Here is a 21592-nt window from a genome sequence, read left to right as displayed (position 1 = left end):
TCGCGGCGGTCGTCGCGGCGGCACCGCCGGCGCCTTCGGACGTCCGGGCGGCGCCCCGCGCCGTGGACGCAAGTCGAAGCGGCAGAAGAGGCACGAATACGAGTCGATGCAGGCGCCTTCGGTCGTCGGCGGCGTCAAGCTGCCCAACGGCAAGGGCCAGACCATCCGGCTCGCCCGCGGCGCGTCCCTGTCGGACTTCGCCGAGAAGATCGGCGCCGACGCGGCCGCCCTGGTGCAGGCCCTGTTCAACCTCGGCGAGATGGTCACCGCGACCGCCTCGGTGAGCGACGAGACCCTGCAGCTGCTGGGCGAGGAGATGGACTACAAGGTCCAGGTCGTCTCGCCGGAGGACGAGGACCGTGAGCTCCTCGAGTCCTTCGACCTGCAGTTCGGCGAGGACGAGGGCGACGAGGAGGACCTCGTGGTCCGCCCGCCGGTGGTCACCGTCATGGGTCACGTCGACCACGGCAAGACCCGTCTGCTGGACACCATCCGCAAGGCGAACGTGGGCGGCGACGAGGCCGGCGGCATCACGCAGCACATCGGCGCCTACCAGGTCAACGTCGACTTCGAGGACACCGAGCGCAAGGTGACCTTCCTGGATACCCCGGGTCACGAGGCGTTCACCGCCATGCGTGCCCGTGGTGCGCAGGCCACCGACGTCGCGATCCTCGTGGTCGCCGCCGACGACGGCGTCATGCCGCAGACGGTGGAGGCCATCAACCACGCGAAGGCGGCCGACGTGCCAATCGTCGTGGCGGTCAACAAGATCGACAAGGAGACCGCTGATCCGCAGAAGATCCGCGGCCAGCTGACCGAGTACGGCCTGACCGACGAGGAGTGGGGCGGCGACACGATGTTCGTCGACATCTCCGCGAAGCAGGGCCTGAACATCGACAAGCTGCTGGAGGCGGTCCTGCTGACGGCCGACGCCGCGCTGGATCTGGTCGCCAACCCGAACATGGACGCGCAGGGCATCGCCATCGAGGCGCACCTGGACCGCGGCCGTGGCCCGGTGGCCACCGTCATCGTTCAGCGAGGCACGCTGCGCATCGGCGATTCCATCGTCGTCGGCGACGCCTACGGTCGCGTCCGTCGCATGGTCGACGAGTACGGCAACGATGTCGAGGAGGCGGGTCCGTCCCGTCCGGTGCAGGTGCTCGGCCTGACCTCGGTGTGTGGCGCCGGCGACAACCTGCTGGTGGTCGACGAGGACCGCACGGCCCGTCAGATCGCGGATCGTCGCGACGCCCGTCGTCGTAACGCGCTGCAGGCCCGCAACCGTCGTCGCGTCTCCCTGGAGAACCTCGACGAGTTCATGAAGGAGACCAACACCCTCAACCTGATCCTGAAGGGCGACAACGCCGGTACCGTCGAGGCACTGGAAGAGGCGCTGCTCAAGATCGAGGTCGACGAGGAGGTCCAGCTCAACATCATCGACCGCGGCGTCGGTGCGGTGACGCAGACCAACGTCACGCTGGCCGAGGCGTCGGATGCGGTGATCATCGGCTTCAACGTCCGTTCCGAGGGCAAGGCCACCGAGGCCGCCAACGCCGCCGGCGTGGACGTGCGCTACTACACGGTCATCTACAAGGCGATCGAGGAAGTCGAGCAGGCGCTCAAGGGCATGCTCAAGCCGATCTACGAGGAGCGCCAGCTGGGTCGCGCCGAGATCCGCGCGATCTTCAAGGCGTCCGCCGTCGGCCTCATCGCGGGTTGCATGGTGGAGTCCGGCAAGATGCGCCGCAACGCCAACGTGCGTCTCATCCGCGACGGCAACGTCGTGGCGGAGAAGGCGACCATCGATTCGCTGCGCCGCGAGAAGGACGACGTCACCGAGGTGTCCGCCGGCTACGAGTGCGGCATGGTGCTGTCGTACCCGGACATCCAGGTCGACGACATCATCGAGGCCTACGAGATGGTCGAGGTGCCGCGCGACTAGTTCGCCTCGCATCGCCGGTTTTCGGCGGGCACCGCTTTACGACGGCCGGCCCCCACGCCCGAATGGCGTGGGGGCCGGCTTCGTCGTGAAGCATGGAAGGGCGGGGGCGGGCGCCGATGATCCGGGGGAGCGGCTATTCTGGGAGGCCGGAGTTCCGGGCGCGATCACCTCGCGGCCCGGCGTGAACGACGGATCCGCCTTTCGTTGGCGGGTCGTCGAGAAAACAGTCCCCGACCAGAGGAGATGATCGAGATGGCCGATCCCGCACGCGCACGCCGCATGGCCAAGCGAATTCAGGAGGTCGTCGCCGCCGCGATCGAACGGGAGGTCAAGGACCGCCGCCTCGAGCTGGTGACCATCACCGACTGCCGCGTCACCGGCGACCTGCACGACGCGACGGTGTTCTACACCGTCCGCGGCCGCACCATCGACGAGGACCCCGATTGGGACGCCGCCGCCGACTCGCTCAACCGCGCCCGCGGGCAGCTGCGCTCGATCGTCGGTCGGGCACTGGGCGTGCGCTACACGCCGACGTTGGCGTTCGAGGTCGACACCGTCCCCGAGGTCAGCGCCCACATGGAGGAGCTGCTGGCCAAGACCCGTCAGCGCGACGCCGAGTTGGCGAAGCTGCGCGAGGGCGCCGCCCCCGCCGGCGAGTCCGACCCGTACCGCCACGCCGACGAGGCGGAGGCCTGACGTGGGGCCGGGGGAGCAGGCGGCGCATCAGCTGTCGCAGTCGATCAGCAGGCGCATGTCCGGTCCGATCCAGGACTCGATGGACATGCTCGCCGACGCGGAGTTCGTGGCCGTGGTGTGCCACATCCACCCCGACGCCGACGCGATCGGCGCGGCTTCGGCGATGGTGATGGCGCTGCGGCAGCGCGGCATCCGCGCGGTGGCGTCCTACGGCAACGACGAGGCGCCGGCGAAGTCGCTGTTGACCATTCCGGGCTGGGAGTTCTTCGTCGCCCCCGGCGACATCCCGGAGACGGTGGACACGTGGGTGTCGGTCGACTGCGCCAGCCCGGAACGCCTGGGCGTGCTGCGTGAGCGGATGATGGAGTCGGATCGCCTCATCGTCGTCGACCACCACGACACCAACTCGCTGTACGGAACGGTGAACATGGTCGACGACGAATCGGAATCGTCGACGATGGTGTTGCTGGACTTCTTCGAGGTCTGGGGCATCAAGCTCACCCGCGACATGGCGCATGCGTTGTACGCCGGTCTGCTCACCGACACCGTGTCCTTCCAGTTCGGCCGCTCCCGCATGCACACCGCGGCGGCGCGGCTGCTGAACAAGGGCCTGGACCCGCGAACCATCGGCGCGCAGCTGCTGGAGGGCCACCCCTTCGAGTACCTGCCGTTCCTCGGCCGAGTCATGGCCACCGCCGTCCGCGTGCCCGAATGGGCCGACGGCGCCGGCCTGGTGCACGTCACCATTTCCCACGAGGACATGGCCGACGTCGGCCACGATGAGGTCGAGGCCGTCGTCGACGTGGTCCGCACCACCAAGGGCGGCGACGTCGCGGCCGTGTTCAAGGAGTACTCGCCGGGTTTCTGGTCGATGTCGCTGCGTTCGCGCGAACTCGTCGACGTCGCCGCAGTGGCCGCCTTCCTCGGCGGCGGCGGGCACCTTCGGGCGGCCGGGTACAACTTCAACGGCGACCGCGATGCCGTGCTCGGAGCGCTGCTCGGCGCGACCGACGTCGCGGCCGCCACGATCGAGCAGGCGACCGACGCCGACGGCAGCTGACGTGACCACGGAACTCGACCGGCCCGTCACCGCGGGCCGGATCCTCGGCCTGGCGCTGCCCGCCCTCGGAGTGTTGGCGGCGCCGCCGCTGTACCTGCTTCTGGACACCGCCGTCGTCGGTCGTCTCGGCGCCATCGAATTGGCGGCGCTGGCCGCCGGCGCGACGGTGTTTTCCATGCTCACCGCGCAGCTGACGTTCCTGGCCTACGGCACCACGGCCCGGGCCTCCCGAGCGTTCGGCCGCGGCGACGTGCGCGGCGCGGTCGCCGAGGGAGTGCAGGCGACGTGGGTGGCGGTGTTCGTCGGCGCGATTCTCCTTGCGCTGGTGGAGGTCTTCGCCGGCGGCATCACACGGCTGCTCACCCCGGACGCGGACGTTGCGACGGCCGCGGCCGGGTGGCTGCGCATCGCGGCATTCGGCATTCCCCTCACGCTCATCGCCCAGGCCGGCAACGGGTGGATGCGCGGAGTGCAGGACACGCGACGGCCGTTCCTCTACGTCGTCGGCGGCTTGGGTCCCGCAGCACTGTGCATCGTGCCGCTCGTCGGCTGGCTCGGACTCGACGGCTCGGCATGGGCGATGATCATGGGCGAGACGATCACCGCCTCGCTGTTCCTGCGAAAACTCGCCGTTTCCGCGTCGGCGCAGGATGTCGACAAGCGGCCCAGATGGACCCTGATCAAGCGCCAGCTGGTGCTCGGCCGGGACCTGATCCTGCGGTCCCTGGCTTTCCAGGTGGCGTTCCTGTCGGCCGCCGGCGTCGCCGGGCGGTTGGGCGCGTTCTCACTCGGCGGCCACCAGATCCTGCTGCAACTGTGGAACCTGCTGTCGCTGGTGCTCGACTCGCTGGCCATTGCCGCGCAGACCCTCGTCGGGGCGGCGCTGGGCGTGGGGTCGGTGGCGGCGGCGCGGTTCACCGCCCGGCGGGTCATCGCGTGGTCGACCGTGTTCGCCGGCGTGCTGGCCGTGGCGTTCGCGGTGCTGCACGGGGTGCTGCCGGGGCTGTTCACCAGCTCCGACGGGGTCATCGCGGCGATCGCCGAAGGGCCCTGGTGGATTCTCGTGGCCATGATCCCGGTCGGCGGCGTCGTCTTCGCCATCGACGGGGTGTTGCTCGGCGCCGGTGACGCGGCGTTTTTGCGCAACGCCACCATCACCGCGGTGGTGTTGGGCTTCCTGCCGCCGGTGTGGCTGACCCTGTCCATGGGCTGGGGGCTCACCGGCGTGTGGTGGGGCCTGCTCACCTTCATGCTGCTGCGTCTCGTGTTCGTCGCCGTGCGCTACCGCGGCACGGGGTGGACGGTCGCAGCGGGGGAGTAGCCGCGAGTTCGCCTCCGGGGGAGACGCCGGTGATTTGTTGCACCAACATTGTTGACGTTGTGGAGGTTGTGACTAAAGTTGCCTACGGGTCATTCGTGAACCAGGCGGGTCACCGTCGTCAAGAAGATGGCCTTGACTGCTGCCGTGGCGTTACGAATTCGTGACACACGGCGATACGAGAAGTAGGGTTCACGGCACACGAAGCAGAGGAGGCGCCCATGGCGGACGACGACCATCCGTCGACCACGCTGTGGGCGGTCTCCGACCTGCACGTCGCCGTCAAGGCGAACAAGGCCGTCGTCGAGGCGCTGCGCCCGCGGAACCCCGCGGACTGGCTCATCGTCGCCGGCGACGTCGCCGAACGGCCCGAACTGGTGCTCAAGACCCTCGGCGAACTGTCCCGCCGCTGGGCGCAGGTGATCTGGGTCCCCGGCAACCACGAACTGTTCTGCCGCGGCGCCGACGCCCACGTGGGCGAGGACCGCTACGCGCAGCTCGTCGACGGTTGCCGCCGCCTCGGCGTGCTCACGCCCGAGGACCCGTACCCCGAGTTCGGCGGCGTCACCATCTGCCCGCTGTTCACGCTGTACGACTACTCCTGGCGCCCGGCCGGCACGACCATCGCCGAGGCGCTCGAGATGGCGGGCGCCAGCCAGGTCATCATGACCGACGAGTTCGCCATCAAACCCTTCGTCGACCCGGTCCTGTGGTGCCGGCGCCGCCTGGCCTACACCGTGCGCAGGCTCGCCCGCGTCGACGGGCCGACGATCCTGGTCAACCACTGGCCGCTCGCCCGGGAACCGCTGTCCGCGGTGTTCTACCCGGAACTGTCCATGTGGGCCGGCACCCGGCACACGCAGGACTGGGGCACGCGGTACCAGGCCCGCCACGTCATCTACGGGCACCTGCACATCCCCGGCACCACCGTCGTCGACGGCGTGCCGCACACGGAAGTCTCCCTCGGTTACCCGAGGGAATGGCAGCCGCGGGAAGGCGACCGGACGTGGCCCTACCCGGTAATGGAGGTTCGATGACTGTGCTCACGAAGGCCATGCTCCCGGCGCACGCCTCGTTCCATCAGATGTGGACGACCGGCGACAGCCTGGAGAACTACCATGCGCTCGACCCGGCGGAACGCAATCTCGTCGCAGGCGCCGTCGACGCGCGCAAGGCCGAGTTCGGCGACGCCCGCTGGTGCGCCCACCGGGCCATCGAGGAGCTGACCGGCAAGCCGTCGGCCAAGCCGATCCTGCGCGGCGAACGGGGCATGCCGCTGTGGCCGAACCAGATCACCGGCTCCATGACGCACACCCGCGGGTTCCGCGCCGCCGTCGTCGCCCCGCGCCTGCTGGTGCGTTCCATCGGCGTCGACGCCGAGGTCGCCGAGCCGCTGCCCGACGGGGTGCTGGCCTCCATCGCCAGCGCCCGCGAGCTGGCCACCATCGGTTCCTCCGGCCTGGCCTGCGCGGATCGTCTGCTCTTCTGCGCCAAGGAGGCCACGTACAAGGCGTGGTACCCGTTGACGGGCCGCTGGCTCGGCTTCGAGGACGCCGACATCGACCTGCGCCCCGACGGCACCTTCGTCTCCTACATCTTGGTCCGGCCCACGCCCGTCCACTTCATCGAGGGTCACTGGACCGTGGACAACGGCTACGTCATCGCCACGGCCATCGTCCGGTAGGGCGACGGGCTGCTGACGGGCTACTGCAGCGTCGAGGGCCGCACCACGAACACGGTCTTCGCGCGCTTTCCGGACTCGGTGATGAGGGCGACGACGCGCCCGTCGGGGGTGCGCGCCGCCTGCACGCCGTCCATCCCGATCGGTTCGAGCCACTTGCCCTGCGACAGCGCCACGCCTTCGTCGGCGGTGACGTCGCGGGCGGGGAAGCACGCCAGGCACGCCTCGTCGAGGCTCATCGTCGGCGTCGGATCCGCCTCCAGCTGCTCCAGGGTTTTCGCGCCCTCGATCCGGAACGGCCCCGCCGCCGTGCGCCGCAACGCCGTGAGATGCCCGCCGACGCCCAGGCCGGCCCCCAAATCCCGCGCCAGGGACCGGATGAAGGTGCCGGCCGAGCAGTCCACGCTGACGTCGAGATCGATCCATTCCGCGTGACGACGAATCCCGTGGACGTCGAAAAGCGACACGGTCACCGGACGCTCGGGCAGCACGACGTCCTCGCCGCGACGCATGCGTTCGTGGGCGCGGACCCCGTCGATCTTCACCGCCGACACCGACGCCGGACGCTGCATGATGTGGCCGGTGAGAGCCGCGACGCCGGCCATGATCGCCTCATCGGTCACCGCCGCGAGCTGTTCGGGCGTCGCGGTGGCCAGCACCTCGCCCTCGGCGTCGTCGGTGACGGTCGAGGCACCCAGGCGGATCGTCGCGTCATAGGACTTCGCGTCGGCGTGGACGTGCGGCAGGAACCGCGTGCCGCGATTGACGCCCAGCACCAGCACGCCCGTCGCCATCGGATCCAACGTCCCCGAATGCCCCACCCGGCGCGTGCCGAACATCCGCCGCAGCTTTGCGACGACGTCGTGGCTGGTCATTCCGGCCGGCTTGTCCACCACGACGAGCCCCGAATCGGCGAGCGGATCGACCTTCGGATCACGCGTGTTCCCGGATGCGTTCATGAGGGGCATCCTATTCGGCGGAAGCCCCCGCCGGTGTCGTAGGGTTGGCGCGTGGACATCTGGCACGGGATTGACAACGTACCCGCCGACCTGGGCGACACCGTCGTGACCATCGGCGCCTTCGACGGCATCCATCGCGGCCACCGACGGCTGATCGGCCGGGCGGTGGACAGGGCCCGCGACCTCGGCGTGCCCGCCGTGCTCGTCACCTTCGACCCGCACCCCATCGCCGTCTTCGCCCCCGACAAGGCGCCGGCGACGCTGGCGACCTGGCCGCGGCGCGCCGAACTCGCAGCGGAGATAGGCGTCGACGCGATGCTCGTGCTGCGCTTCGACCGGGCGCTCGCCGCCGTCGAGCCCGAGGACTTCGTCGCCGACATCCTCGCCGGCAAGCTGCACGCCAAGGCCGTCGTCGTCGGCGAGAACTTCACCTACGGCCACAAGGCCGCCGGCACCACCGACACGCTGCCCGACCACGGCGCCGCGCACGGCATCGACGTCGAGATCGTCGAGTTGCTCGCCGACGGGGGCGACCGGGTGTCGTCGACCCGCGTGCGCGGACACCTCGCCGACGGTGACGTCGCCGCCGCGGCCGACTGCCTCGGCCACCCGCACCGCGTCACCGGCGAAGTCATCCACGGCCAGGGCAGGGGAGGAGCCCAGCTGGGCTTCCCGACCGCCAACATCGACGTCGCCCCGGGCCTGGCCGTGCCCGCCGACGGCGTCTACGCCGCCTGGTTCACCGCATCCGAGGGGCCGGAACGCACCGACGTCGACCCCGACGGCGACATCGAACTCGGCCGCGCCTACCCGGCGGCGGTGTCCGTGGGCACGAACGTCACCTTCGGCGACACCGCCCGCACCGTCGAGGCGTTCATCCTCGACCGTTCCGCCGACCTGTACGGACTCACCGGCTCCATCGACTTCGTCGGCCGCATCCGCGGCATGGAGAAGTTCGACGGCGTCGATCCGCTCATCGAACGGATGAACCTCGACGTCGTCGAAACGCGACGGATCCTCGGCGCGGACGGCGATTAGGTTTCCGAGCCGGACTGCTGGTACTCTCGCCCGTTGGCCGTGACTGTGGTCCACGAACAGTCGCCATGACGCCGGTGTCGCCGGGGCCGCGAAGTGGACTGAAACAACCATCGACGAGAAGGAGACGCCCCATGGCGCTTTCGACCCAGGAGAAGGCCGACGTCCTCAAGGAGTTCGGCCTGCACGAGACCGACACCGGTTCGCCGGAGGCCCAGGTCGCGCTGCTGACCGCCCGCATCCGCCAGCTCACCGAGCACCTGAAGTTCCACAAGCACGACCACCACTCGCGCCGCGGCCTGCTGCTGCTCGTGGGTCGTCGCAAGGGCCTGCTCAAGTACCTGGCCGACAACGACGTCCAGCGCTACCGTAACCTCATCGAGCGCCTCGGCCTCCGCCGCTAAGAACTTTTCGTCGCCGGAATCCGGCGGCCGGACGAGCCCGCCGCGACCAGGATCACCCTGGTTGCGGCGGGCTTTCTCGCGTTCACCGTGGTAGAGTCGCCCCGATGCCCCGAGATGAACAGGATAGGGCGGCACCGACGATCGCCCCGGGGGCTCACCAAACGAAAGACGTGGTTTTCCCCGTATGACCGACAATCAGTACGACTACGACGACAACGGCTACGACGACATCGTGGAGACCGTCGCGGTCATCGACAACGGTGACTTCGGCACCCGCGAGATTCGCTTCGAGACCGGCCAGCTGGCCCGCCAGGCCGACGGCGCCGTCACCGCGTACCTCGACGACGACACGATGATGCTCGCCACGACGTGCGCGTCGAACAACCCCCGCGAGGGCTTCGACTTCTTCCCGCTGACGGTGGACGTCGAGGAGCGCATGTACGCCGCGGGCCGCATCCCCGGTTCCTTCTTCCGCCGCGAGGGACGCCCGGGCCAGGACGCGATCCTCGCGTGCCGCCTGATCGACCGCCCGCTGCGCCCGACCTTCGTCAAGGGCCTGCGCAACGAGGTCCAGATCATCATCACCGTGCTGTCCCTCGACCCGAAGGACATGTACGACGTGGTGGCCATCAACGCCGCCTCCGCCGCCACCCAGCTGTCCGGCCTGCCGGTGTCCGGCCCGGTCGGCGCCGTTCGCATGGCGCTCGTCGCCGACGACGCGCACCCGAAGGGCACCTGGGTCGCGTTCCCGACCATCGAACAGCACGAGCAGGCCCTGTTCGAGATCGTCGTCGCCGGTCGCCTGGCCGACGACAACGCCGCCAAGGGCCGCGGCAAGTCCCGCAAGGCCAAGGCCTCCGCCGACAACGTGGCCATCATGATGGTCGAGGCCGGCGCCACCGAGCACGTCGCCGACCTCATCGCCCAGGGCCGTCCGGCGCCGACGGAGTCCGTCGTCGCCCAGGGCCTGGAGGCCGCCAAGCCGTTCATCGCCGAGCTGTGCCGCGCGCAGCAGGCGCTGGCCGACGAGGCCGCCCAGGACGTCCGCGAATTCCCGCTGTTCCCGGCCTACAACGACGACGTCTACGCCGCCGTCGAGGCCGAGGCCGCCGCCAAGCTGCCGAAGCTGTTGAAGAACCCGTCGAAGCAGGACCGCGACGAGGCCACCAACGCCTTCATGGACGAGGTCATCGAGACCCTCGAGCCGCAGTTCCCGGAGCGCGGCAAGGAAATCGCCGCCGCGTACAACGGTCTGATGAAGTCGATCGTGCGCGACATGATCCTCACCGACGGTTTCCGCATCGACGGCCGCGCCACCGACGCGATCCGCGACCTGGGCGTCGAGGTCGAGCTGATTCCGCGCGCCCACGGCTCCGCCCTGTTCGAGCGCGGCGAGACCCAGATCCTGGGCGTGACCACGCTGGACATGCTGAAGATGGAGCAGCAGATCGATTCGCTGGGCCCGGTGTCCGCGAAGCGCTACTTCCACCACTATAACTTCCCGCCGTACTCCACCGGCGAGACCGGCCGCGTCGGTTCCCCGAAGCGCCGCGAAATCGGCCACGGTGCGCTCGCCGAGCGGGCCATCGTGCCGGTGCTGCCGTCGCGCGAGGAGTTCCCGTACACCATCCGCCAGGTCTCCGAGGCGCTGGGCTCCAACGGCTCGACGTCGATGGGCTCGGTGTGCGCCTCGACGCTGTCGCTGTACAACGCGGGCGTGCCGCTGCGCGCCCCGGTGGCCGGCATCGCCATGGGCCTGGTCTCCGGCGAGGTCGACGGCGAGACCCGCTACGTCGCGCTGACCGACATCCTCGGCGCCGAGGACGCCTTCGGCGACATGGACTTCAAGGTCGCCGGCACCTCCGGCTTCATCACCGCGCTGCAGCTGGACACCAAGCTCGACGGCATCCCGTCGAAGGTGCTGGCAGACGCGCTGGAGCAGGCCCGTGACGCGCGCCTGACCATCCTGGAGGTCATGGCCGAGGCCATCGACGAGCCGGACGAGATGAGCCCGTACGCCCCGAAGATCACCACGATCACCGTGCCGCAGTCGAAGATCGGCGAGGTCATCGGCCCCAAGGGCAAGGTCATCAACGGCATCACGGAGGAGACCGGCGCGAACATCTCCATCGAGGACGACGGCACGATCTTCGTGTCCGCCACCTCCGGCGAGGCCGCCGACGCGGCGATCGAGAAGATCAACGCCATCGCCAACCCGCAGCTGCCGAAGGTCGGCGAGCGCTACCTGGGCACCGTGGTCAAGACCACCGCCTTCGGCGCGTTCGTCTCCCTGGTCCCGGGCCGCGACGGCCTGGTGCACATTTCCAAGCTCGGCGACGGCAAGCGCATCGACAAGGTCGAGGACGTCGTCAACGTCGGCGACAAGCTGCAGGTCGAGATCGCGGACATCGACAACCGCGGCAAGATCTCCCTGGTTCCGGTCCAGGAGTAATCTCCTCCGGCAACCGGCCGACGGGCCCCGCATCGTGTTCCTCACGGTGCGGGGCCTCCGTGCGTTCACGGGCAGGCTCGGTATCCGGATGCGTGGGGGAAGTGGGATTACACGTCGCCTGAACCGAGCAAGCGCTCCCGGATGTGTCCGAATAGACATTCCGGTTATGACCAGTTCTGACGTTACAGTGCTATGGTCGATGTCAATGGGGTCACACCCGAAGCATTTCGCCGCAGGAGCGTCATGATGGCCACCACCGCAAGCGCAGGGACGCCGAAGCGCCCGCGTCACGGGCATCCGTTCATCGAGATTTCGGCGGGACGGTACCGCGCTGACATCTCCGCCTTCGGCGGAGGCCCCCGCTTGCTCGAATACGACGGCCGCCCTCTGCTGGTCGACTACCCGCGCGGCGAATTCCCGCCCCTGAACGCCGGGACGATGCTGGCGCCGTGGCCCAACCGGGTCGCCGACGGCGTTTTCATCCACGACGGCGTCGTCCACCGTCTGGAAATCACGGAGCCCGGCCGCTCCAACGCCATCCACGGTTTCGTCGACGACCGCGTCTGGAACTTCGTCGAAGCAGGCGACGACCACGTCACCCTGGCCATTGACGTCGCCCCGCAGCCCGGCTGGCAATGGCCGATGCGCTTCACGGTGCGCTGGAGCGTCGACGCCGACGACGGCCTGCGCGCCGCCGTCACCGCCGAAAACCGCGGCGAGACCGCCTGCCCCTTCGGCTTCGGCTTCCACCCCTACCTCAGCGCCGCCGGTGCGGACGTCGCCGACTGCATCCTGTCCGTCGACGTCGAGGCCAACCTCCCGCTCGAGCCCGCCCGCAACCTGCCCGCCGGTCCCATGATCCCCGCCGACGCCGTCGTCCCCGGCCTGTCCGACGGCATCGCCACCTCCGGCCTGTGGCTCGACCACTGCTTCAACTCACCGGCCGCCGACGCCAGCGCACGCCTCATCGGCCCCGACGGACACGGCGTCGAACTGTGGGCCGACGACCACTTCCGGTGGTTCCAGATCTTCACCGCCGACCCCGCCCGCCGCGAAGGATTCCCCCGCGTCGGCCGCGCGGTGGCGGTCGAACCCATGACCTGTCCACCCGACGCGCTGAGATCCGGTCGCGACCTCATCCGCATCGACGCCGGCGAAAAGATCGAACTGGCCATGGGCTTGCGTGCCGTGACCACATCGACGTCGTAAAGCGACGGACGACGCACGACACGCCGCCAACAAACGTTTCCCCCGACCACACGACCACCACACAGTCAGGAGAATGCCGTGATTCAGGCTGAAGCCGCACTCCGGCTGGACGCGAGCTGGGTCGATTACCTGCTCGTCGCCCTCTACTTCGCATTCGTTCTGGGCATCGGCTGGGCCGCCCGGTCCAAAGTGTCCTCGTCCATCGACTTCTTCCTCTCCGGCCGCTCGCTGCCGGCGTGGGTGACGGGCCTGGCGTTCATCTCCGCCAACCTCGGCGCCGTCGAAATCGTCGGCATGTCCGCCAACGGCGTCCAATACGGATTCCAGACCATGCACTACTTCTGGATCGGCGCGATCCCCGCCATGGTCTTCCTCGGCATCGTCATGATGCCCTTCTACTACGGCTCGAAGGTCCGCTCCGTCCCCGAATTCATGCTGCGGCGCTTCGGCCCCGGCGCACACCTGGTCAACGCAATCTCCTTCGCCGTCGCCCAGCTGCTCATCGCCGGCATCAACCTGCTGCTGCTGGCGAAAGTCGTCAACTCCCTGCTCGGCTGGCCCCTGTGGGTGACCCTCATCGTCGCCGCCGTCATCGTCCTGTCCTACATCACCCTCGGCGGCCTGTCCGCGGCGATCTACAACGAAGTCCTGCAGTTCTTCGTCATCATCGCCGCCCTGCTGCCGCTGACCCTCATCGGCCTGCACAACGTCGGCGGCTGGAGCGGACTCAAAGCCTCCATCGCCGCCGAATCGCACTTCCACACCTGGCCCGGCACCGACATCTCCGGCTTCGACAACCCCGTCGTCTCCGTCATCGGCCTGACCTTCGGCCTCGGCTTCGTGCTGTCCTTCGGTTACTGGACCACCAACTTCGTCGAAGTCCAGCGCTCCATGGCCGCCGACTCGCTGTCCGCGGCCCGCAAGACCCCCATCATCGGCGCCTTCCCGAAGATGTTCGTCCCCTTCATCGTCGTCGTGCCCGGCATGATCGCCGCCGCGACGGTCACGCCGATCATGAACCAGACCGCCGCGCCGAACGACGCCATCCTGTACCTGATGCGCGACCTGCTGCCCAACGGCCTGCTCGGCGTCGCCATCGCCGGCCTGCTCGCCGCCTTCATGGCCGGCATGGCCGCCAACATCTCCGCGTTCAACACGGTGATCAGCTACGACATTTGCCAGGCGTACCTCATCAAGGACCGCGACGACGACTTCTACCTGAAGTTCGGTCGCTGGGCCACCGTCGCCGCCGCCGTCATCGCGGTGTTCACCGCCCTGATCGCCAACAACTTCGGCAACGTCATGGACTACCTCCAGACGCTGTTCGGCTTCTTCAACGCGCCGCTGTTCGCCACCTTCATCCTCGGCATGTTCTGGAAGCGCATGACGCCCACCGCCGGTTGGGTGGGCCTGGTCATGGGTACCCTGTCGGCGATCGTCTACTGGTACATCTCCACCTTCACCGGCGTGGAGGCCGCCGTGTTCAACCTGCCGGGCCAGGGCACCGCGTTCGTCGCCGCGTCCGTCGCCTTCGTGGTCGACATCGTGCTGTCCATCGTCGTCTCCCTGGTCACCACCCCGAAGCCGGACCATGAGCTGGTCGGATTCGTGAAGTCGGTGACCCCGAAGGAGAACCTCACCGACGCCAACGAAGCCGCGCTGCCGTGGTACCAGCGCACCGTGCCGCTGGGCATCCTGTGCCTGGCCATGGTCATCGTCCTCAACATCGTGTTCGCCTAGGAGTGACCGACATGAACGCAACACCCGAGAAGAACGCATCGTCCGAGAAGAAGGCCGCCGGTGCCTTCGACGTCCGAAACATCATCGGCATGCTGCTGGGCATTTACGGCATCGTGCTGCTGCTGTCGGCGTTGCTGCTGGATCCGGGCATCAACCCGGACACGGGCCTGCCGAAGGACGCCTCCTACAACACCTGGACCGGGTTGGCCCTCGTCTTGGCCGCCGCAGTGTTCCTCACCTGGGCGAAGCTGCGGCCGATCATCGTGCCGGCCGACCCCGAGACCCCGCCGATGTCGCGAAGGAGGCGTAGCGCGCCATGACCGCCCATGCTTTTTCCACCACGCGGATGACGCTTGCCGACGGCCGCGAGCTCATTTACTTCGACGACGAACCCGATTACGTCGAGGGCCGTCGCACGCGCAAGACCGTCGACGAGCGTCGGTTGCCGGAGGCGGTGACGGAGTCCGAGCTGCGCCGCGATCCGCTCACCGGCGAGTGGAACGTCTACGCCGCGCACCGCATGAACCGGACGTTCATGCCGCCGGCGAACGAAAATCCGCTTGCGCCGACGAAGCCGGGGGAGTTGCCGACGGAGATCCCGGCCGACGACTACGACGTCGTGGTGTTCGAGAATCGGTTCCCGTCGTTGTCGATGCACATGGAGGTGCCGGAGGATTTCGCGGTCGAGGTCGACGGCGAGGGCCTGTTCCCGCGTCGTCCGGCGCTGGCCCGGTGCGAGGTCGTGTGCTTCACCCCGGACGTGACCTCGTCGTTCCGCGATCTTCCGTATCACCGTGCGCGCACCGTGGTGGAGGCGTGGGCGCACCGCACGCGTGAACTGTCGGAGATCGATGGCGTGCGTCTGGTGTTCCCGTTCGAGAATCGCGGCAAGGAGATCGGCGTCACCCTGCAACACCCGCACGGGCAGATCTACTCCTACCCGTACCTGCCGGCGCGGGCCGCGGCGATCGCGGACCAGAGCAAGAAGCATCGCGAGCAGACGGGTCGTTCGCTTTTCGACGACGTCCTGGCGGCCGAGAAGCGGTCGGGCAGGAGGATCGTGGCGGAAGGCGAGCATTTCACCGCCTTCGTGCCGGCCGCGGCGAAGTGGCCGGTGGAGGTCATGCTCATGGCCAATCGGGACGTGCCGGATTTCGCGGCGCTCACCGACGTCGAGAAGGACGAGCTGACCCGCATGTATCTTGACCTGCTCGGTCGCATGGACCGGTTCTTCGAGGGCGTCGAACGCACGCCGTACATCGCGTCGTGGAATCAGGCGCCGGTGGGGGAGGACCGGGAGCACGGTCGTCTGCATCTGCAGCTGTACTCGATGATGCGATCTCCGGGGCGCATGAAGTTCCTGGCCGGATCGGAGTCGGGCCAGGGCGCCTGGATTTCCGACACGACGCCGGAGCGCATCGCGGACCGGTTCCGCGAGATCGGCGGGGCGCGGTGGTCGCCGACGCGTGACGATGCCACCGGCGCCGCCGATGCGACCGCCCTGTTTACCAGGGCTTTCGGCACTGCTCCCGCGGGAGTGTGGGCCGCGCCCGGCCGGGTGAACCTCATCGGCGAGCACGTCGATTACGCCGGCGGCATCTGCCTGCCCTTCGCGCTGTCGCAGCGCACGTGGGTGGCCGTGGCGCCGCGCGACGATGGCCGGTACCGCCTCGTGTCCTCGATGGGCGGGGACGACCCGCAGATCGTGGAGGTCGGCGTCGACGAGGTCGGCCCCGGAAAGCCGAAGAACTGGACCGGGTACGTGGTCGGCGCGATCTGGGCGCAGCAGCAGGCCGGACTGTTGCCGAAGGATCTCGGCGGCTTCGACATCGCCGTGACCTCGGATGTGCCGATCGGCGGCGGGCTGTCCAGCTCGGCCGCGCTGGAATGCTCGGCGGCGTTGGCGGCGTACGAGCTGACCGTCGGACCCATCGGCGCCCCGGGCGAAGAGAAGGGCTCCGAGGTGCGCGCCGCGTTGGTGGCCGCGTGCATCAGCGCCGAAAACGACGTCGTCGGCGCGTCCACCGGTGGCCTGGATCAGCGGATTTCGCTGTTCGGGCAGGCCGGCAACGCCCTGGCCATCGACTACGCCGACGATTCCGCGGTGCAGGTGCCCTGCGATTTGCCCGCGCATGACCTGGCCATTCTCGTCATCGACACCAAGGCGCCGCACTTTCTGGCCGACGGCCAGTATGCCTCGCGTCGCGGCGTCATCGACGCGGTGACCGAGGGGCTGGGAGCGGCATCGCTTCGCGACGTCGACGACGCGGAGACCGCAGCCGCCGAGTGGGCGCGGAAGAACGTGCCCAATGGTGCGGATGCACGGGAATGGGAACGCGTCGTCGTCAAGCGCGTGCGACACGTCGTATCCGAAATCGAGCGCACCGCGACCGCGATCGAGCAGCTCAAGGCGGGTGACATGGCCTCGTTCGGCGAGTCGATGTGCGCCAGCCACGCCTCGCTGCGCGACGACTACGAGGTAACCTGCCCCGAGCTGGACCTGGCCGTGGACACCGCGATGGAGCACGGGGCGGTCGGAGCGCGCATGACCGGCGGCGGATTCGGCGGCAGCGCCATCGCCCTGGTCGACGCCGCGCAGGTGCGGCCGGTGGCCGACGCCATCGCCGGGGCATTCTCCGATGCGGGTTTCCGGCCCCCGGAGTTCCTCGTGGCGGTGCCGTCCGACGGCGCGGAAAAGATCGCATGATCGCGTGAAACGCTGACCGGCGGGGCCGCCGAGTGCGGGTGAAAAATGGCCCGGCCACCTCGATTCGGGGCGGCCGGGCTTTTCGCCGTGCGAAGACGTGTTCGATGCCGTAGCATCGCGGATGAATCGAAAACGAGTGCGATGCCCGGTGGTCGGGGCGCACGTGATGGGGCGGGCCGAGGTCCGCGCCGAAGGGGGAAGGTTCAGATGGGGTCGATGCGGGGAGACATCCGCGACAAGGTCCGCAAGCTGCTCAATCAGGCGGCGGACCGGGAGGGCACGCCGGAAGGCGACGTGTTCCGCGACAAGGCGTTCGAACTGATCGTGCGGTACGGGTTGGATCCGGAGAAGCTGGGTGACCCGGCGGATGCTGGAGCGGAGATGAAGGTCGTGGAGCTGGACATGTCCGGGGCGTATCAGCGCCAGCAGGTCGGACTGCTCCATGCCCTGGCCAAGGCGCTGCACTGCGAGGTCGTGCTGTGGGCCGGCGGCCGCGGGATCGGTCGCAGCGCCGATCGGGGGACGCTCATCGGCGCGGTCAGGCACGTCGAGCGCGTCCAACTGCTGTTCTCGGTGCTGTGCCCGCACATGTTGGCCGGTGCCGCGCGGTTGCGGGCGGGTAGTGCGGCGGCGACGGCGCAGTGGCGGCGGTCGTACATGATCGGATTCACCACGGTTGTCGGAGATCGACTCGCGGTCATGGAACACCGCGCGGCGACCCGGGCGAGTGAGGCTCCCGGGGACGGCGAGGCAGATGGGGGCGGTGGGACGAACGCCATGCTGGTGCTCAGGGATGATGCGCAGCGGGCCAACGACGAAATGCGCCGCAGGTATCCGCACCTGCGGCGCACGACCTCGAGGGCCCGGATCGACGGCGACGCGTTCAGGCACGGGTGCGCCGCCGGACACGACGCCGACCTCGGGCAGACCAGGGTGGCCGGCGTGCGGGCCCTGGGCGCGTGAACCGGTGGGCGCGCGCCTATTCCAGTTCGATGCGCTTGCGGGTGCGCCTGACCTGGGTCGACAGGGCGATGGTGATCACGCCGATGCCGACGCCCACCCACAGGGCGATGCGGTAGCCGCCGATGGTCTCGGCGATGGTCGGAGTGGTCGACGACGTCATCGTCGCGGTGGCCGCGGCGGCGATGGCCACGAACGCGGCGGTGCCGACCGCGCCGAAAACCTGCTGCAGGGTGTTGACCACCGCGGAACCATCCGGATAGAGATTCTGCGGAAGATCGCTCAGGCCCCAGGTGAACAGCGGGGTGAACAGCAGGCCCAGGCCGATTTCCAACACGATGTGGGCGGCGATGATCCACCACAGCGGCGTGTGCAAACCGATGAGCGCCAGGCCCAGGATGCCCAGCGTCACCATCACGGCTCCCGGGGGCACCAGCGGACGCGGTCCGTACTTGTCGTACAGGCGGCCGACGAACGGGCCCATCAGGCCCATCACCAGCGGTCCCGGCATGAGCATCAGGCCGATGGTCAGCACCTCGACGCCGCGCAGGGCCAGGTACAGCGGGAGGATGATGATCACGCCGAACATGGCCACCATGCCGAGCGACAGGATGGCCGTGGAAATGGAGAAGCTCTTCGTGCGGAACACCCGCAGATCCAGCAGCGCCGAGTCCGTCCGGGCCAGACGGAACTGGCGCAGGCCGAACAGGACCAGCGACGTCAGGCCCACGGCCAGGGAGATCCACAGCGCCGCGCCGGCGTCGGTGCCCACCAGGGACAGGCCGTAGACGGTCACGCCGAAACCGACCGCCGACAACAGCACCGAGATCACGTCGATGCGCTTGTCGGAGCGTTCGCCGAAGGAGGGGAGCAGAACCGTGCCGACGATCAGCGCCGCGGCGCCGATGGGCAGCATCGTCCAGAACAGCATGTGCCAGTTGTTGCCGGCCAACTTCAGGATGAAACCGGACACCGTCGGGCCGATGGCCGGGGCGACGGCGATGACGATCGACAGATTGCCCATCATCGTGCCGCGGTTCTGCTCGGGAACCAGGCGCAGCACCGTGGTCATCAGCAACGGCAGCAGCACCGCGGTGCCCGCGGCCTGGATGACGCGGCCGACGATGACGACGGTGAAGTTCGGGGCCAACGCACCGATCACCGTGCCCGCCACGAACAGCCCCTCGGACACGACGAACAGCTGCCGCAACGTCAACTTCGAGATGAGGAAACCGGTGACGGGGATGACCACGGCCATCGTCAGCAGAAACGCCGTGGTGACCCACTGGGCCAGGGTCGCGGTGATGTCGAGGTCGGCCTTGATGACGGGGATGGCGACGCTCATGACGGTCTCGTTGAGGATCGCGATGAACGCGGCGGCCAGGAGGACGTAGATGGCCAGGTACGGGCTCCGGCCCGACGGGGTCTCCATCCGTTCGTCGTTCGGCTTCGAACCGCCGTCGTGGGCGGACTCGGCGCTGGACATGCGCCACTCCTTTCCCCGGTATGCCGGGACGCTGGACGGTGGGATGGATTCGGCGTGAAGGGGACTCGACCCGAATGGTGTTCGCGATCGAAGACCGGTGCACGACTGTGGCGGGAGCACGCAACTAAGTGCACCCGCACCAAATCCGATGAATATACGCTTATCTCATCAGCCGTGCCAGTCGTCCTCGTTCGACGCCGTGAAACGGCGGGTCGGCACGAAGTCGACTGCCCTCCGCCTAAGGTGGGGACACGGAACGCGGCGGCGGCGACGTCGCCGCACCCGTTTTCGCGATAATTCAATCCACGACAATCGAATCCGCGACAGCAATCCGAAACAGCAGACCAAAACAGCAGAAAAGGCGCGCCCGGACGGGCCCGCCGCGAGGGGAGAGCCAGGAGAACATGGGCAACATCAAGGTCGGCGTGCTCGGCGCCAAGGGCAAGGTCGGATCCACCATCTGCGAGGCCGTGGAAGCGGCCGACGACCTCGACCTGGTCGCCGCGCTGGACTTCGGCGACGACCTGGCGACGCTGAGCGAAGCCGGCGCCGAGGTCATCGTCGACTTCACTCAGCCCGACGCCGTGATGGGCAACCTCGAGTACTGCCTGGCCAACGGCATCCACGCCGTCGTCGGCACGACCGGCTTCACCCCGGAACGCCTTGACCAGGTCCGCGCCTGGATCGACGCCGGCGCCGAAGGCCGCAAGTCCAACGTGCTCATCGCCCCGAACTTCGCCATCTCCGCCGTGCTCACCATGCGCTTCTCCGAGATCGCCGCCCCGTACTTCGAGTCGGCCGAAGTCATCGAGATGCATCACCCGCACAAGAAGGACTCCCCGTCGGGCACCGCCATCCACACCGCCGAAGGCATCGCGCGGGCTCGTCGTGAGGCGGGAATGTCGGCCCAGCCCGACGCCACCGAGCAGTCCCTCGAAGGATCCCGCGGCGCCGACGTCGAAGGCGTGCCCGTCCACGCGGTGCGCATGACCGGCGCGGTGGCCCACGAAACCGTCATCTTCGGAACCGAAGGCCAGTCCCTGACCATCAAGCAGGACTCCTACTCGCGGACGTCCTTCGTGCCGGGCGTGCTCGTCGGCGTGCGCAAGATCGCCGACCACGAGGGCCTGACCGTCGGCCTCGAGTCCTACCTGGGCCTGTAATCGGCCGGCAAGAGGAAAAACCATGTCCGAGATCGTGGGACTGAGCGCACAGCTCATCGCCTCGACGCAGTTCACCACGCCCGCCGACATCGACTGGGACACCGACGCCGACGGCGGTGAAGCCCTCATCGAATTCGCCGGCCGAGCCTGCTACGAAACCTGGGACAAACCCAACCCGCGCACCGCGACCAACGAGGGATACCTCCGGCACGTCCTCGAAGTCGGGCACACCAGCCTCTTCGAACACGCGTCGGCGTCGATCTACGTCCGCGGCCTGTCCCGGTCCTGCTCGCAGGAACTCATCCGCCACCGCCACTTCTCCTTTTCGCAGCTGTCGCAGCGGTTCGTCCCCGACACCGCCAACCGCGTCATCGCCCCGGCCGCCATCGCCGAAGACCCCGAACTGCTCCGGCTGTTCGAGGCGGTCGTCGACCAGTCGCGCTTCGCCTACCAGGAACTGCTCGACGCGCTCGAGGAGAAGTGGGCCGAGGAACCCAACGCGCTGCTGCGCCGCAAACAGGCGCGCCAGGCGGCGCGGGCCGTCCTGCCCAACGCCACCGAAACACGTATCGTGGTCACCGGTAACTACCGTTCGTGGCGGCATTTCATCGGAATGCGGGCCACGGAACACGCGGATTCGGAAATCCGGGCACTGGCGGTGGCGTGCCTGCGCGAACTGCAGGCGGTCGCGCCGACGGCGTTCGGCGATTTCGAGGTCAGCCGCCTCCGCGACGGCTCCGTCGTCGCGTCGAGCCCGTACGCATTTGAAGGATAAGCCGG

The 21592-nt window shown here is 68.6% G+C and carries 18 protein-coding genes; 16 read left to right on the top strand and 2 right to left on the bottom strand.

From position 1 onward, the window contains the following. The 6 genes from infB to HMPREF3121_RS03465 form a co-directional block, all read left to right on the top strand. A partial coding sequence (infB, locus tag HMPREF3121_RS03490) for a translation initiation factor IF-2 (RefSeq protein WP_070519894.1) occupies positions 1-1942 on the top strand: 1942 nt, incomplete at its 5' end. Between the two features lie 252 nt (positions 1943-2194). Next, a complete protein-coding gene (gene rbfA / locus HMPREF3121_RS03485; RefSeq protein ID WP_035120971.1) occupies positions 2195-2638 on the top strand; it encodes a 30S ribosome-binding factor RbfA in 444 nt (147 codons plus the stop codon). Between the two features lies 1 nt (position 2639). After that, entirely contained in the window at positions 2640-3698 is a 1059-nt protein-coding gene (locus HMPREF3121_RS03480) for a DHH family phosphoesterase (protein WP_246816053.1), read from the top strand. A 1-nt stretch (position 3699) separates the two neighbouring features. Then, positions 3700-5019, top strand: coding sequence for an MATE family efflux transporter (locus HMPREF3121_RS03475; protein ID WP_246580189.1), 1320 nt, complete (start codon positions 3700-3702; stop codon positions 5017-5019). Positions 5020-5237: 218 nt separating this feature from the next. Continuing rightward, entirely contained in the window at positions 5238-6053 is an 816-nt protein-coding gene (locus tag HMPREF3121_RS03470) for a metallophosphoesterase family protein (protein ID WP_070519890.1), read from the top strand. Continuing rightward, positions 6050-6700, top strand: a complete 651-nt coding sequence (locus HMPREF3121_RS03465; RefSeq protein ID WP_141742955.1) for a 4'-phosphopantetheinyl transferase family protein — start codon at positions 6050-6052, stop codon at positions 6698-6700. Before HMPREF3121_RS03470 ends, HMPREF3121_RS03465 begins: the two co-directional genes overlap by 4 nt. Positions 6701-6720: 20 nt before the next feature. Here the strand turns inward: HMPREF3121_RS03465 and truB are convergent, their stop codons facing one another. Then, complete coding sequence (gene truB, locus HMPREF3121_RS03460) at positions 6721-7656, bottom strand: tRNA pseudouridine(55) synthase TruB (protein ID WP_070519888.1); 936 nt, start codon at positions 7654-7656, stop codon at positions 6721-6723. Between the two features lie 51 nt (positions 7657-7707). On the opposite strand from truB, the gene HMPREF3121_RS03455 reads away from it, so the two are divergent. From HMPREF3121_RS03455 to HMPREF3121_RS03420, 8 genes are all read left to right on the top strand, one after another. After that, the gene (locus HMPREF3121_RS03455; protein ID WP_070519887.1) at positions 7708-8694 is read left to right on the top strand and encodes a bifunctional riboflavin kinase/FAD synthetase; all 987 of its coding nucleotides are present in this window, start codon (positions 7708-7710) and stop codon (positions 8692-8694) included. Positions 8695-8825: 131 nt separating this feature from the next. Continuing rightward, positions 8826-9095: a 30S ribosomal protein S15 gene (gene rpsO, locus HMPREF3121_RS03450; protein WP_035120889.1), complete on the top strand. Its 270-nt coding sequence runs from the start codon at positions 8826-8828 to the stop codon at positions 9093-9095. A gap of 184 nt (positions 9096-9279) precedes the next feature. Further along, positions 9280-11547, top strand: a complete 2268-nt coding sequence (locus HMPREF3121_RS03445) for a polyribonucleotide nucleotidyltransferase (RefSeq protein WP_070519885.1) — start codon at positions 9280-9282, stop codon at positions 11545-11547. A 246-nt stretch (positions 11548-11793) separates the two neighbouring features. Beyond that, on the top strand, positions 11794-12756 hold the full coding sequence (locus HMPREF3121_RS03440) for an aldose 1-epimerase family protein (protein WP_070519905.1): 963 nt from the start codon (positions 11794-11796) through the stop codon (positions 12754-12756). 78 nt (positions 12757-12834) lie between these two features. Then, positions 12835-14496 carry a sodium:solute symporter family protein gene (locus HMPREF3121_RS03435; protein WP_070519883.1) on the top strand — a complete coding sequence of 554 codons (1662 nt, stop codon included), beginning with the start codon at positions 12835-12837 and terminating at the stop codon, positions 14494-14496. An 11-nt stretch (positions 14497-14507) separates the two neighbouring features. Continuing rightward, positions 14508-14816 (top strand): cell wall anchor protein, encoded by a 309-nt coding sequence (locus tag HMPREF3121_RS03430; RefSeq protein ID WP_070519903.1) that lies wholly within the window; start codon positions 14508-14510, stop codon positions 14814-14816. Beyond that, complete coding sequence (galK, locus tag HMPREF3121_RS13035; protein ID WP_083291234.1) at positions 14813-17203, top strand: galactokinase; 2391 nt, start codon at positions 14813-14815, stop codon at positions 17201-17203. The genes HMPREF3121_RS03430 and galK overlap by 4 nt, the downstream gene beginning before the upstream one ends. Before the next feature lie 216 nt (positions 17204-17419). Next, positions 17420-18166, top strand: a complete 747-nt coding sequence (locus tag HMPREF3121_RS03420) for a DUF2786 domain-containing protein (RefSeq protein ID WP_168161359.1) — start codon at positions 17420-17422, stop codon at positions 18164-18166. Positions 18167-18182: 16 nt separating this feature from the next. On the opposite strand, the gene HMPREF3121_RS03415 is transcribed toward HMPREF3121_RS03420, so the two are convergent. Further along, positions 18183-19649, bottom strand: a complete 1467-nt coding sequence (locus HMPREF3121_RS03415; protein ID WP_083291232.1) for an MDR family MFS transporter — start codon at positions 19647-19649, stop codon at positions 18183-18185. Positions 19650-20053: 404 nt separating this feature from the next. On the opposite strand from HMPREF3121_RS03415, the gene dapB reads away from it, so the two are divergent. Together dapB and thyX are read left to right on the top strand one after the other, a co-directional pair. Next, positions 20054-20812, top strand: coding sequence for a 4-hydroxy-tetrahydrodipicolinate reductase (gene dapB / locus HMPREF3121_RS03410; protein ID WP_070519879.1), 759 nt, complete (start codon positions 20054-20056; stop codon positions 20810-20812). Between the two features lie 22 nt (positions 20813-20834). Then, a complete protein-coding gene (gene thyX, locus HMPREF3121_RS03405) occupies positions 20835-21587 on the top strand; it encodes an FAD-dependent thymidylate synthase (protein ID WP_070519877.1) in 753 nt (250 codons plus the stop codon). The last annotated feature ends 5 nt before the right edge of the window (positions 21588-21592 follow it).

Origin of the sequence: Corynebacterium sp. HMSC11E11 (genome assembly GCF_001807025.1) — a bacterium.
Classification (GTDB): Bacteria; Actinomycetota; Actinomycetes; order Mycobacteriales; family Mycobacteriaceae; genus Corynebacterium; species Corynebacterium freneyi.
Note: the sequence above shows the minus strand (reverse complement) of the source record. Positions and strands in the feature narration are given on the sequence as shown.